12 protein-coding genes are annotated in these 12,585 nt (G+C 68.5%); 3 read left to right on the top strand and 9 right to left on the bottom strand.

Annotation, left to right across the window (positions count from 1 at the left end; genetic code table 11):
- Positions 1-225: 225 nt before the first annotated feature.
- Positions 226-1,623, top strand: coding sequence for an MFS transporter (locus LMA02_RS13275; RefSeq protein WP_228905454.1), 1,398 nt, complete (start codon positions 226-228; stop codon positions 1,621-1,623).
- Positions 1,624-1,644: 21 nt separating this feature from the next.
- Here the strand turns inward: LMA02_RS13275 and kynA are convergent, their stop codons facing one another.
- The 3 genes from kynA to kynB form a co-directional block, all read right to left on the bottom strand.
- On the bottom strand, positions 1,645-2,571 hold the full coding sequence (kynA, locus tag LMA02_RS13270) for a tryptophan 2,3-dioxygenase (protein ID WP_228907640.1): 927 nt from the start codon (positions 2,569-2,571) through the stop codon (positions 1,645-1,647).
- Positions 2,572-2,651: 80 nt separating this feature from the next.
- A complete protein-coding gene (gene kynU, locus LMA02_RS13265; protein WP_416378649.1) occupies positions 2,652-3,905 on the bottom strand; it encodes a kynureninase in 1,254 nt (417 codons plus the stop codon).
- 25 nt (positions 3,906-3,930) lie between these two features.
- Positions 3,931-4,572: an arylformamidase gene (kynB, locus tag LMA02_RS13260; RefSeq protein ID WP_228905452.1), complete on the bottom strand. Its 642-nt coding sequence runs from the start codon at positions 4,570-4,572 to the stop codon at positions 3,931-3,933.
- Between the two features lie 130 nt (positions 4,573-4,702).
- Between kynB and LMA02_RS13255 the strand changes: the two genes are divergently transcribed.
- Positions 4,703-5,203, top strand: coding sequence for an Lrp/AsnC family transcriptional regulator (locus tag LMA02_RS13255; RefSeq protein ID WP_006477992.1), 501 nt, complete (start codon positions 4,703-4,705; stop codon positions 5,201-5,203).
- Here the strand turns inward: LMA02_RS13255 and LMA02_RS13250 are convergent.
- The 3 genes from LMA02_RS13250 to LMA02_RS13240 all read right to left on the bottom strand — a co-directional run bounded on the left by LMA02_RS13250 (position 5,190) and on the right by LMA02_RS13240 (position 8,042).
- The gene (locus LMA02_RS13250) at positions 5,190-5,699 is read right to left on the bottom strand and encodes a flavin reductase family protein (protein ID WP_228905450.1); all 510 of its coding nucleotides are present in this window, start codon (positions 5,697-5,699) and stop codon (positions 5,190-5,192) included. The two genes, LMA02_RS13255 and LMA02_RS13250, sit on opposite strands and share 14 nt — an antisense overlap.
- Positions 5,700-5,973: 274 nt before the next feature.
- The gene (locus tag LMA02_RS13245; protein ID WP_228905449.1) at positions 5,974-6,639 is read right to left on the bottom strand and encodes a hypothetical protein; all 666 of its coding nucleotides are present in this window, start codon (positions 6,637-6,639) and stop codon (positions 5,974-5,976) included.
- Complete coding sequence (locus LMA02_RS13240; RefSeq protein ID WP_012364564.1) at positions 6,636-8,042, bottom strand: selenium-binding protein SBP56-related protein; 1,407 nt, start codon at positions 8,040-8,042, stop codon at positions 6,636-6,638. The genes LMA02_RS13245 and LMA02_RS13240 overlap by 4 nt, the downstream gene beginning before the upstream one ends.
- Positions 8,043-8,613: 571 nt before the next feature.
- Between LMA02_RS13240 and msrA the strand changes: the two genes are divergently transcribed.
- On the top strand, positions 8,614-9,174 hold the full coding sequence (gene msrA, locus LMA02_RS13235) for a peptide-methionine (S)-S-oxide reductase MsrA (RefSeq protein ID WP_228905448.1): 561 nt from the start codon (positions 8,614-8,616) through the stop codon (positions 9,172-9,174).
- Between the two features lie 49 nt (positions 9,175-9,223).
- Here the strand turns inward: msrA and LMA02_RS13230 are convergent, their stop codons facing one another.
- The 3 genes from LMA02_RS13230 to pdxH all read right to left on the bottom strand — a co-directional run bounded on the left by LMA02_RS13230 (position 9,224) and on the right by pdxH (position 12,568).
- Positions 9,224-10,546, bottom strand: coding sequence for a DUF72 domain-containing protein (locus LMA02_RS13230; RefSeq protein ID WP_228905432.1), 1,323 nt, complete (start codon positions 10,544-10,546; stop codon positions 9,224-9,226).
- Positions 10,547-10,569: 23 nt separating this feature from the next.
- Positions 10,570-11,790 (bottom strand): SAM-dependent methyltransferase, encoded by a 1,221-nt coding sequence (locus LMA02_RS13225; protein WP_228905430.1) that lies wholly within the window; start codon positions 11,788-11,790, stop codon positions 10,570-10,572.
- 133 nt (positions 11,791-11,923) lie between these two features.
- Entirely contained in the window at positions 11,924-12,568 is a 645-nt protein-coding gene (gene pdxH / locus LMA02_RS13220; protein WP_228905428.1) for a pyridoxamine 5'-phosphate oxidase, read from the bottom strand.
- Positions 12,569-12,585: the final 17 nt, after the last annotated feature.

Here is a 12,585-nt window from a genome sequence, read left to right as displayed (position 1 = left end):
ACGGGCGCGCCGCGTGAGGCGATGCCGCCGGATCGGGACGGGTTGGACAGGATGCCGGGGCCGGCGCCGATGCATTGACGTCGGCCGGCCGCGCAGCACGAGATCCGGGCACGCGCCAGCGTCAGCCCGGGCAACAGGAGACGCCATGAAACTCATCGAATACCGTTGTGTTGCCGCGCGCCGTTCGCGCACCTTGCCGCCGATGCGCGGCAGCCGGGAGGCCGCATGAGCACGCGCGACGGAGTGCAGCCGCCGGCGGTCGATATCGGCGCGACGCTCGACGACGGGCCGTTCACGACGATGCAGCGTTGCGTGGTGCTGCTCGCCGCGCTCGCGATCGTGCTCGACGGCTTCGACGGCCAGTTGATCGGCTTCGCGATTCCGGTGCTGATCCGCGAATGGGGAATCACGCGCGGCGCATTCGCGCCGGCGGTGGCCGCCGGGCTGATCGGCATGGGCATCGGCAGCGCGTGCGCGGGGATCGTCGCGGATCGTTTCGGCCGCCGCCAGGCCGTGATCGGCAGCGTGTTCCTGTTCGGCGTCGCGACCTGCGCGATCGGCTTCGCACCGGATGTCGCGGCGATCGCGATGCTGCGCTTCTGCGCGGGGCTCGGGATCGGCGGCGCGCTGCCGACCGCCACGACGATGACGGCCGAATACACGCCCGCGCGGCGCCGCACGATGATGGTGACGGCGACGATCGTCTGCGTACCGCTCGGCGGCATGCTGGCCGGACTGTTCGCGCACGAGGTGCTCCCGCGCTATGGCTGGCGCGGGCTGTTCTTCGCCGGCGGCGCGCTGCCGCTCGTGCTCGGTTTCGTGCTGGTGCGCGCGCTGCCCGAATCGCCACGCTATCTGGCGCGCCGCCCCGCGCGCTGGCCGGAACTCGGCGCGCTGCTCGCGCGCATGCAGCGGCCGATCGCGCCGGGCACCGTGTTCACCGATCTGCGCGATGCGCGCGCACCCGGCGCGCGCGGCGGGTTCGGCGCCTTGTTCGCCGGCCACCAGGCGCGCGACACGATCGCGCTGTGGTGCGCGTTTTTCATGTGCCTGCTCGCCGTGTATGCGGCATTCAGCTGGCTGCCGACGATGCTGGCCGCGAGCGGGCTGAGCGTGTCGGTCGCGGGCTCGGGGTTGACCGCCTACAACCTCGGCGGCGTGATCGGTGCGCTGCTGTGCGCATGGGCGATCACGCATGCCGGTTCACGCTGGCCGCTCGCGCTGTGCAGCATCGGCGGCGTGGCGAGCGCGATATGGCTGATGGGTATCGATGCGGGACGCCACACGGGCTGGCTGATCGTCGGGCTCGGCCTGCACGGTTTGTTCGTCAACGCGGTGCAGTCGACGATGTATGCGCTCTGCGCGTACATCTATCCGACGGCGGTGCGTGCGACCGGCACCGCGAGCGCGCTCGCATTCGGCCGGCTCGGCGCGATCCTCAGCGCGTTCGCGGGCGCGATCGTGATCACCGCGGGCGGCGCGACGACGTACCTGGCGATGCTGGCCGCCGCGATGGGCGTGGTGTGCGTCGCACTGCTCGCGATGCGGCGGCACATTCCGCGGTTCGCGCGCGAACGGGCGTTGCCGCGCGAAGGGGAGGAGCTGGCCCGCACGTCGTCGTGACGCGCGGGCGCATGCCGTGCGTTACAGCGTGGTGCGCACGTGCCAGAGCTCGGGGAACAGCACGACGTCGAGCATCTTGCGCAGATACGGCGCGCCGCTCGTGCCGCCCGTGCCCTGCTTGAAGCCGATGATGCGCTCGACGGTCGTCACGTGACGGAAGCGCCATTGGCGGAACGCATCCTCGAGATCGACGAGTTCCTCGGCCATCTCGTACAGCTCCCAGTGCTGCTGCGGGTGACGGTAGACCTCGAGCCACGCGGCCTCGACCGTTTCGTCGTGACGCATCGGCTGCGTCCAGTCGCGCTCGAGCCGCTCGGGCGCGATCGGGAAACCGCGCCGCGCGAGCAGGCGCACGACCTCGTCGTAGAACGACGGCGCCTCGAGCGTCGCGCGCACCTGCTCGAGGATGTCGGGCCGGTGCGCATGCGGCTGCAGCATCTGCACGTTCTTGTTGCCGAGCAAGAATTCGAGCTGCCGGTACTGGTACGACTGGAAGCCCGACGACTGGCCGAGATACGGCCGCATCGCCGAATACTCGGACGGCGTCATCGTCGACAGCACGTTCCACGCCTGCACGAGCTGCTCGAGGATCCGCGACACGCGCGCGAGCATCTTGAACGCGGGCGGCAGCGCGTCGCCACGCACCGCGTCGAGCGCGCCGCGCAGCTCGAACAGCGCGAGCTTCATCCACAGCTCGCTCGTCTGATGCTGGATGATGAACAGCATCTCGTTGTGATCGGGGGACAGCGGATGCTGCGCGTCGAGGATCGAATTCAGCGACAGATAGTCGCCGTAGCTCATCGACTTCGAGAAATCGAGCTGCGCGTCGTGCCAGCCGGCTTCGCCTGCCGCATCGCCGGGCACGTGCGGCGCTTCATGAGCGGGTTGGGCCGCGCGTGCGCTCGAGAACGGGCAGCCCGCCGGCGCATTGTCGCCGGGTGGCTGCATATGACCAGAATTCACGACTCTCTCCAGATTTGAATGACGGGGGGCGCGGCGCGCGGCCTGCGCGCGCCGATCGACGCCGATCAGGTCACCGCGCCGCGCTCGGCGAACTCGGGTGCCTTCCACGCATCGGTGGCCAGGATGTCGCGCAGCGTCTCGACGGCATCCCACACGTCGACGAAGCGCGTATAGAGCGGCGTGAAGCCGAAGCGCAGCACGTACGGCTCGCGGTAGTCGCCGATCACGCCGCGCGCGATCAGCGCCTGCATCACCTCGTAGCCGTGCGGATGCTCGAAGCTCGCCTGCGAGCCGCGCTGGTGATGCGCGCGCGGCGTGACGAGTTTCAGCGACAGGCCCGCGCAGCGTGCTTCGACGAGTGCGATGAACGCATCGGTGAGCGCGAGCGACTTGCGGCGGATCGTCTGCATGTCGGTCTGCAGGAACACGTCGAGCCCGCATTCGACCATCGACATCGACACGATCGGCTGCGTGCCGCACAGGAAGCGCGCGATGCCCGGATCGGGCGCGAAGCCCGGCTGCATCGCGAACGGTGCGCGATGGCCCCACCAGCCCGACAGCGGCTGCGAGAAATGCGCGTGATGGCGCTGCGGCACCCACACGAACGCCGGCGAACCGGGGCCGCCGTTCAGGTACTTGTACGTGCAACCGACCGCGCCGTCCGCGTGCGCGCCGTTCAGGTCGACCGGCACCGCGCCGGCCGAGTGCGCGAGATCCCACAGCATCAGCGCGCCCGCGTCGTGCACGAGCTGCGTGACGGCCGGCATGTCGTGCATGTAGCCGGTGCGGTAGTTCACGTGCGTGATCATCGCGACGGCCGTGTCCGCGCCGAGCGCGTCGGGCAGGTCGGCCGGATCGTCGATCAGGCGCAGCTCGTAGCCGCCGCCGAGCTGCTCGATCAGCCCTTGTGCGATGTACAGGTCGGTCGGGAAGTTCGAGCGCTCCGACACGATCACGCGGCGCTCCGGCGCGCGCTCGGCCTGGTGCCGCAGCATCGCCGACAGCAGCTTGAACAGGTTGATCGAGATGGTGTCGGTCACGACGGTCTCGCCCGGCGCGCCGCCGATCAGCGTCGCGAGCTTGTCGCCGAGGCGGCGCGGCAGCGCGAACCAGCCGGCGGTGTTCCAGCTGCGGATCAGGCCTTCGCCCCATTCGGCGCCGATCACCTGTTGTGCGCGGGCGGCCGACGCGCGCGGCTGTGCGCCGAGCGAGTTGCCGTCGAGATAGATCACGCCGTCGGGCAGCGCGAACTGGTCGCGCAGCGCGGCGAGCGGGTCGTCGCGGTCGAGGATGAGCGCGTCTTCACGGGTCTTGATCATGATGTCGGGTCAGTGGGTCGGGTAATCAGGAGGCGTGGCCGGGCAGCGCGCGCAGCACCGCACGCACGGGGCTTGCGTCGAGCGTCGCGAACTTCAGCGGCAGCGCGATCAGCTCGTAGTCGCCGGGCGGCACGTCGTCGAGCACGATCCCTTCGAGGATCGCCATCCGGTGTGCGCGCACGCGATGATGCGCATCCATGGTCTTGGATTCCTGCGGGTCGAGCGAAGGCGTGTCGATGCCGATCAGCTTCACGCCGCGCGCGGCGAGCAGGTCGACGGTCTCGGGCGCGACCGCGCAGAAGCCGCTGTCCCATTGCTCGACGCTGGCGCGCGCATAGGTGCGCAGCAGCACGCGCGGCGGCACGCCGTCGAGCGCGGCCTCGATGTCGGCCGGGCGCACGACCGGCGCTGCGCCGATGCAGTGGATCACGCGGCACGGGCCGAGATAGGTATCGAGCGGCACCGCGCCGATCGGCGCGCCGTCGGCGTCATAGTGGAGCGGCGCGTCGCAGTGGGCGCCCGTATGCGGCGACAGCGTCAGGCGCGCGACGTTGACCGGCGAGCCGGCCTCCATCCGCCACACGCGTTCGACGGAAACGGGCGTATCGCCCGGCCACACGGGGGTGGCGGGGCTGACGGGCGGCGAGATGTCCCAGAGTGTGTCCATGGCATGACGAATCGGTGAATCGATCCTTCGAATGATAGGTGGACGCTCGCAGAAAGTGCTTGCGAAATAAACATGGACAATCCGCCGAATTGGCAGATAATTCGAATGAGAGGGAAAAGGGGGACCAAAAATGCATGCGATCACGCTCGATGCCACCGACTGCAGGATTCTGGCGGTACTGCAGGAGGAAGGCAGAATCAGCAATCTCGACCTGGCCGAACGCATCTCGCTTTCGCCGTCGGCCTGTCTGCGCCGGATGCGTCTGCTCGAGGAGCAGGGCGTCATCGAACACTATCGCGCGTGCCTGAGCCGCGAGAAGCTCGGCTTCGAGCTCGAGGCGTTCGTGCAGGTGTCGATGCGCAACGAAGAGAATCAATGGCACGAGCGCTTCGCGGAAGCGCTGCGCGAATGGCCGGAGGTGGTCGGCGCGTTCGTCGTGACGGGCGAGAGCCACTATCTGCTGCGCGTGCTCGCGCACAACCTCAAGCACTATTCGGATTTCGTGCTGAACCGGCTCTACAAGGCGCCGGGTGTGATGGACATCCGTTCGAACATCGTGCTGCAGACGCTGAAGGACGAAGCGGGCGCGCCGGTCGGATTGGCGCGCACCGGGGCGATCAAAGCGGTGTGAGGCCGTGGAAGCCGCCGCCGTGGAACACGAGCGGCGGCGTGGTATCCGATACCGCGCGCACGCCGCAGCGTTCCACTTCGCCGACGAAGATCACGTGATCGCCTTCGTCGTAGCGGCTGCGGTTGTGGCATTCGAACCACGCGAGCGCACCGTCGAGCACCGGCATGCCCGAGTTGCCGGCCACGTGCGCGATGCCTTCGAAGCGGTCGCCCTTGTAGGTCGAGAAGCGCTTGCACAAGTCGATCTGCGATGCCGCGAGCACATTCACCACGTAATGGCTGTTGCTGCGGAACACCGGCGTCGACGCCGATTTGTGCGCGAGGCTCCACAGCACGAGCGGCGGATTGAGCGACACCGAGTTGAACGAGCTCGCGGTGATGCCGATCAACTGCCCGGACGGCGCCTGCGTCGTGATGACGGTGACGCCCGTCGCGAACTGGCCGAGCGCCTGGCGGAATGCGGCCGAATCGAAATCCGGCGGGTTGGCATGGTTCATCGGGCGGCCATCCGGAACGAAACGGACGGGCGCGGCGCGCGGCGGATGCAACGGGCGCGGCGGACGAAAGGCGACAAGGCCGGGGCGATCGGTTGGGAAGGGGTGCGCATGGTCGGATTTTAGCGGAATCGCGACCGCCGGGCCCGTGCGGACGGCGCATTGCGGAGTGAGCGTGAGGTAGCGAACACTGTCGCGCGGCGCCGCGATCGAGGCGGAACGGCCGTTCTGTCGCGTTTTGCCGCGCGCCATCCGCGGCCGCGCTGTGCGCCAGATGCTAGCGCGCCGCCGCCAGCCCGAGCGACAGCGCGCCCGTCAGGATCAGGCTCGACGCCCACACCGCGTCGAGGTTGAACCAGCTGCGCGCGACGAACTTCAGCCCGAGATAGCGGTACACGAGCCACGCGAGCACGCCGCCCGCGCCGATCATCGCGGCTGCGTGCACGGCCGCGACGACGAGGGCCATCCCGAGATGCGCGTCGACGAGCGCGGCCGCCGCGCGATGGCCGGCATCCCGGTCGAGCCCGCAGAGCCCGAGATAGATCGGCACCAGCATCAGTCCCGCGCCGTGCGCGAGCGCGACCGCGAACGACCACAGCCCGAGCCGCGCGGGCGCAATCCGCGCAAGCGCGCGCGGGTGGCGACGCCGGATCAGCAGCACCGCGCCGAAGCCGATCACGAGCGCGCTCGCGCCGATCCGGATCGCCGACTGCCACGCGAGCAACGCGGCGAGCAGCCCGAACGGCAGCATCACCATGAAGACAGCGAGCGCATGGCCGAGCGCGAGATAGCCGAGCGCCGCGACCAGCGCGCCGCCGCGGCGCGTCATCAGCGCGTTCGATACCGCGAGCGGCCAGCCCATCGCCGGGTTGAGTCCGTGATAGACGCCGCTCGCGAGCACGGCCGCCCACAGCGCGAGCGGCGCGGAGAGGCCGGTGCTCAACGCTTGACCGACGGATAGCAGAATGAGTCCGTCGAGCAGTCGCCGCCCTCGAGCCGGATCTGGTGCGCGCGATAGCCGTCGGGGAACTCGACCCAGTAGTCGTCGGCGAGCGTCAGGCCGCCCTCCGGCCCCACATGCGCGAGCACCTGCGCGGCCGGCACGCCGTCCGGATAGAACTGGTCGTCCCACGTCGAGTAGAGCGAGTTGGTCCAGTACACGCGCCGGCCGTCACGGCTGATCTCGACCATCTGCGGGCCGCCCGCGAACGCGCGGCCGTTCGTGTGCGGCGCGCGGCGCACGATGCCGCCGATGCGCACCGACCCCGCGAGCACCGGGTGATGCGGATCCGACACGTCGTACTGGCGCATTTCGCCCGTGCCCCAGCACGACACGTACAGGAAGCGGTCGTCGAGCGACAGGTCGATGTCGGTCACGAGCGGCGGCACCGCGCCGAACCCTTGCAGCAGCGGCGGCAACTCGTCGGCCGCGGCCGGCTCGGGCGGAATCGTCGCGGTCTTCTTCACATGGAACTGGCCGTCCTCGCGCCACCAGGTCCAGATCGACCCTTCCAGGTTGGTCGTATCGACCACGACGCCGACGAACCCGTATTCGCGCACCGGATCGTGCGCGGGCCGCACCTCGAGCGCCATCTGGTGCTGCGCGCCGAGATCGATCGTCTGCACATTGCGCCGCGCGCGCAGGTCCCAGAAATGCAGCCGGTGGCCGTAACGGTTCGCGAGCAGGTCTTCCGGCACGATGCCGTTCTCGAACTGCGGCGGCAGCGCCCATTCGCTCGACACCATGTAGTCGCGCGGCAGGTTCCACCAGAAGTCGTAATGCTTGTCCTGCGGGCCGCGGTCGATTTCCCAGCGGCCGAGCACGTCGAAGGTCTCGCAGTCCATGATGAAGATGCCGGGCGCGCCGTCGGTGCCGTCCTTGCCCGCGCCGCCGAGCGTGCTCACGTAGATGCCCTCGGGGCCGCAGTGGACCGTATGCGGCCGCGAATAGCCGGTCTTCGCGAAGATCTCGTCGGGTTCGATGATCTTGTGGATGCGCGCCTGCGTCGGGTGCGGCTTCGTGTCGATCACGTAGATCCGCGACGAGCGCAGGCCGGGGATGATCAGGAAGCGGCGCTCGAGAAACGCGTGGCCGGTCAGCGGCGACAGCGACGACGAACACGCATTCCAGCCGAAGTGGTGAAACTCGTCGCCGGTGTTCGGCATCGTCACCGTGTGCACGATCTTGCCGTAGGTCGAGGAACCGGGCTTCACGTCGATCACGGCGAGCGCGTCGGGTCTGGAAAAATCGGGGCTCAGCAACAATGTATAGGCGAACTCTTCCGCCGGCGCCTGCATCGCGAGTTCCGGCGAAGCGTGAAATGTCGGGTCAGGCCGCATGCTCATCGTAATGCCTCTCTCGGTTGTATCGGATCACGGGCGCACGGCCGTTCGTTGCGGACGTGCGGGTCGAACAGTTGCGTGATGCGCATGCACCGGCGGCCGCACGCGTGGCAGGACGCGCGGTGCGGTGCATCAGATCGGGACAGCGGGGAAACGCGGTGCGCTGGATCGCCGCGCATGCGGCGCAACGGGCGCAACGGATGCATGGTGGCGCAATGGTGCGATGGAAGTGCCAGCGCGCGGGGCACCGGCGGGCGGAGCTGCAATCCGGACGATTTCTGTCGGGGCGTGCATAGCGATGTTCCGGCGGATGATGTTGGCATCGGGGCGGGCATGCATCGGACGCTGCGTGCAGCCGGACGGTGTGCCGTCGCGGGCAAGCGTGCCTAAGTGTAGTCGAGAAACGCCCCGCGGGTGGTGCGCGGCACGCACGCGTTTCTGCCTGATTCGCGCGCGAGTGAGATACTTGAACGCGTGCCGCTTCGCGCCGGGCAACCGGGCAGCGGCGATACGGACCGGCGGCGCCGGCGCGCGCTTGCGTGCCGGTCGCCGTCATCAACGAGGTGATGATTTCATGGTGAACGAGATGCTTGAAACCGCGACCGTGGGCGGCGGGTGCTTCTGGTGCACGGAGGCCGTGTTTCTCGATGTCGACGGCGTGACGGCCGTCCAGTCGGGCTATGCGGGCGGCCATATGCGCAATCCCGGCTATCGCGACGTGTGCGACGGCGACACCGGTCATGCGGAGGTCGTGAACGTGACGTTCGATCCGGCGCGCATCGGTTATCGCGAGATCCTCGAGATCTTCTTCGCGACGCACGATCCGACCCAGCTGAACCGGCAGGGCAACGACGTCGGCACGCAGTACCGTTCGGTCGTGTTCACGCATTCGGATGAGCAGCGCGACGTCGCGCTGGACGTGATCCGCGAACTGGAGCGCGAGCAGGTGTTCGGGCAGCCGATCGTCACGCAGGTCGTGCCGCTCAACGACAACTACTGGCCGGCCGAGGAGTATCACCAGAACTATTACGCGCGCAATCCGGGGCAGGGCTACTGCTCGGTCGTGATCGGGCCGAAGCTCGCGAAATTCCGCCAGAAGTTCTCGCACCGGCTGAAGTCGCTGCGCGGCGCGTAATCGGGCGACAAGCCCGCAGGCGGCGCCGCTAGACGGGCGCCGCCGGGCCCTACGCCGCCTCGCTGCGCCATTGCGCGCACGCGGCGGCGATCTCGCGCGCGAGCGCGAGGCACGACAGCGGCGCGGAGCCTTCCGCCTTGTTGTTGATCGTGATGATCACCGGCTGTCCGGCCAGCGCGTAGCGCGCGGCCAATTCGGCGAGCGCCGCGCGCGTGGCCGGATCCTCGTCGACGAGCTTGTCGAACGGCTCGTACTTCGCCTTGGCCTGTTCGTACTTGAATCCGCCATGCAGGCTCCAGCGCACGATCAGCGGGCCCGGCGCGTCGCCGTCGAGCAGCGCGAGCGCGGCCGCCTGGCGTAGCGGGTCGGGCATCCGCGCATGCAGGCCGACGCAGTAGCGCACGCCGAGCGCCGCGAGCGCGCGGATGAAGCGCGGCGTGAGCAGGCACGCGTCACGAATCTCGATCGCGTAGCGCGTGCCGTCGGCGTCTGGCGGCAGCGACGGCAGCGCCGCGAAGAACGCCGACAGCCGGTCGATCAGCGCGGCCGGTTCGACGAGCAGTTGATCGGGCATCGGCGAAAACTGGAACACCAGCACGCCGGCCTTCTTGCCGAGTCCTTCGATGCACGGCTGCACGAATTCCCGGGTGGCGAGCTGCGCGTCGAGAAAGGTCGGGTTCGGGCCCGACGGCTCGCCGCGCCGGCCGCGCACGACCGCGTCGGTAACGGACGCCGGCGCCTTCACGACGAAGCGGAAGTCGTCCGGCACCTGTTGTGCGTAGCGCAGGTAGTCGGCCACCGACAGCGGGCCGTAGAACGACCGGTCGAGGCTCACACTCTTCAGCAGCGGATGCGCGCCGTACGCCTCGAGCCCCTCGCGCGACAGTTTCGTCTGCGCGAAATCGCCGTCGTAGACGATGCCGTCCCAGCCGGGGAAATACCACGACGATGTGCCGAGCCGCACATTCGGCGGCAAGGCGGCCGCCACGTCGGCAACTTCCGCGGAAACCGGTGCGGGCGGCACGCCGCGCTGGCGCCGGCCCTTCTTCGGCGGCGTGGCAGGCGGCAACGGTTCGTCCCACAGCAGGCCTGAGGCGGGGGAGGGTTCCGGCTCCTGGTCGGAGGAAGGGCGGGGCGACGCACGGCCCGCGCGCGCAGGCGACGTTGCCGGTTGCGCAGCATTGTGCGCGCCCGGCGTCACGCGATCGCCGGCGCCGGCAGGGTTGTCGTCGTCCGAGGGCGCAGCCGCTGCGCGTGCGTCGTCGGGCGGCGCGCCGAACAGGTCGAACTGCCCATCGGCGGGCGACCCGTCCGGTTCGTCGTGCTGCTGTCGTTGCGGCGGCGTGTTGCGCCGCGTCCTGCCGTCACCCATGCGTGCCCAGCGTGAAGTGCCGCCTAGCGCGGCAGCGTGTGTTCGTACATATAGCGCCGCGACCACGGCAGCGTTTTCGCGCTGCGTCCGGCCTTGCGGCACACGATCTGGAAGATCGACACGTCGTCGTGCTCGAATGCATACGCGCAACCGGCGAGGTACACGCGCCAGATGCGGAATTTTTCGTCGTCGACGAGCGCGCGCGCCTCGTCCGCCTTCGCCTCGAAGTTCTCGGTCCAGATCTCGAGCGTGCGCGCATAGTGCCGCCGCAGGCTTTCGACGTCAATCGCCTCGAGCCCGCCGCGCTGCGCCGCTTCGAGCGCGAGGCTGATGTGCGGCAGCTCGCCGTCCGGAAACACGTAGCGGTCGATGAATTCGCCGCCGCCGAGCGCCGTCTCGCCGCTTTCGGCGTCGGTCGACGTGATCCCGTGGTTCATCGCGATGCCGTCGTCGGTCAGCAGGTCATGCACGCGCGAGAAATAGAGCGGCAGATTCTTGCGGCCGACGTGCTCGAACATCCCGACGCTCGTGATGCGGTCGAACTGCCCGTCGATCTCGCGATAGTCCTGCAGGCGGATCTCGATCTTGTCCTCGAGCCCGGCAGCCTTCACACGTGCGGTCGCGAGATCGAACTGGTTCTGCGACAGCGTCACGCCCAGACAGGTCGCGCCGAACTTCTGCGCGGCGCGCAGCACGAGCGCGCCCCAGCCGCAGCCGATGTCGAGCAGGCGCTGGCCGGGCTCGAGCTGGATCTTGGTCAGGATGTGGTCGATCTTCTTGATCTGCGCGGTGGCCAGATCCTCGTCGCCGTTCTCGAAGTACGCGCACGAGTACACCATGTTCTCGTCGAGCCACAGCTGGTAGAACTCGTTCGAGACGTCGTAGTGATACTGGATCGCCTTCCTGTCGGTGTTCTTCGTATGATTGAAGTAGCGCTTCACGCGCGCGAGCTTGCTGGCGCTGGTGACGGTGCTGCGCGCGAGCGAGTAGCTGATGTTGATGATGTCCGACAGCCTGCCCTCGATGTCGATCTTGCCCTTCACGTACGCCTCGCCGAGATTGTCGAGGCTCGGTTCGAGCAGGAGCGGCAACGCGGACGCGCTGTTGACCTTCAGCGTGACCTGCGGCGCGCTGAAGGTGCCGAAATCGAGTTGATCGCCGTTCCACAGCACGAGGCGCGCCGGTATGTTCGCCTTCGCCCGTACTTCGTCCGCCCACTGTGCCAGCTTCTTTTCCCAGAACATTTGGATTCTCCGTTTGTTCGTTGAATCGAATACAGCCAAGTATCTTGACCGGCGCCCGCTCCTCGCGAGGCGGGCGCCCGGATGCAACACGAGACACGACCGGCGTGCGCCGGCGCCGCTGCCGCAGCCTTGCTTACGGCGACAGGCGCGAGAGGGTCCAGCCTGGCGCCGCCGCGGCGTCGCGCGTGTAGAGCAGGCGATCGTGCAGCCGCGACGGGCGGCCCTGCCAGAATTCGATCGCGTCGGGTACGACGCGATAGCCGCCCCACTGCGGCGGGCGCGGCGGATTCTCGCCGTAGCGTTCGGCCACAGCCTTCTCGCGCGCTTCGAGCGTCGCGCGGCTGTCGATCACGGCGCTCTGCTCGGATGCCCACGCACCGATGCGCGAGCCGAGCGGGCGCGACGCGAAATAACGGTCGCTTTCGTCAGTGCTGGTTTTCTCGATCCGGCCTTCGATGCGCACCTGGCGCTCGAGTTCGATCCAGTAGAACAGCAGCGCCGCGTACGGATGGGCGGCGAGATCGCGGCCCTTGCGGCTTTCGTAATTGGTAAAGAAGACAAACCCGCGTTCGTCGACACCCTTGATGAGCACGATGCGGGCCGACGGCCGGCCGTTGTCGCCGACGGTGGCGAGCGTCATCGTGTTCGGCTCCGGAAGCTTGGCGGCGAGCGCCTCCTTGAACCAGCGATCGAACTGGGCGAAAGGGTCGGGGGCGGCATCGGCTTCGTCGAGCGAAGCACGCGAATAGTTGATGCGAAGATCGGCGAGAGTTGTCATGTTATGCAAACGCTTCA

The sequence above is a fragment of the Burkholderia sp. B21-005 genome, assembly GCF_020843965.1.
GTDB classification, from domain to species: domain Bacteria; phylum Pseudomonadota; class Gammaproteobacteria; order Burkholderiales; family Burkholderiaceae; genus Burkholderia; species Burkholderia ambifaria.
This window is presented reverse-complemented; position numbering and strand designations above follow the sequence as displayed.

Bases quoted from the DNA above. Each gene is read 5' to 3' on its own strand.
- LMA02_RS13275 (WP_228905454.1), top strand. From the start codon at position 226: ATGAGCACGCGCGACGGAGTGCAGCCGCCGGCGGTCGATATCGGCGCG.
- kynA (WP_228907640.1), bottom strand. From the start codon at position 2,571: ATGCAGCCACCCGGCGACAATGCGCCGGCGGGCTGCCCGTTCTCGAGC.
- kynU (WP_416378649.1), bottom strand. From the start codon at position 3,905: ATGATCAAGACCCGTGAAGACGCGCTCATCCTCGACCGCGACGACCCG.
- kynB (WP_228905452.1), bottom strand. From the start codon at position 4,572: ATGGACACACTCTGGGACATCTCGCCGCCCGTCAGCCCCGCCACCCCC.
- LMA02_RS13255 (WP_006477992.1), top strand. From the start codon at position 4,703: ATGCATGCGATCACGCTCGATGCCACCGACTGCAGGATTCTGGCGGTA.
- LMA02_RS13250 (WP_228905450.1), bottom strand. From the start codon at position 5,699: ATGAACCATGCCAACCCGCCGGATTTCGATTCGGCCGCATTCCGCCAG.
- LMA02_RS13240 (WP_012364564.1), bottom strand. From the start codon at position 8,042: ATGAGCATGCGGCCTGACCCGACATTTCACGCTTCGCCGGAACTCGCG.
- msrA (WP_228905448.1), top strand. From the start codon at position 8,614: ATGGTGAACGAGATGCTTGAAACCGCGACCGTGGGCGGCGGGTGCTTC.
- LMA02_RS13230 (WP_228905432.1), bottom strand. From the start codon at position 10,546: ATGGGTGACGGCAGGACGCGGCGCAACACGCCGCCGCAACGACAGCAG.
- LMA02_RS13225 (WP_228905430.1), bottom strand. From the start codon at position 11,790: ATGTTCTGGGAAAAGAAGCTGGCACAGTGGGCGGACGAAGTACGGGCG.
- pdxH (WP_228905428.1), bottom strand. From the start codon at position 12,568: ATGACAACTCTCGCCGATCTTCGCATCAACTATTCGCGTGCTTCGCTC.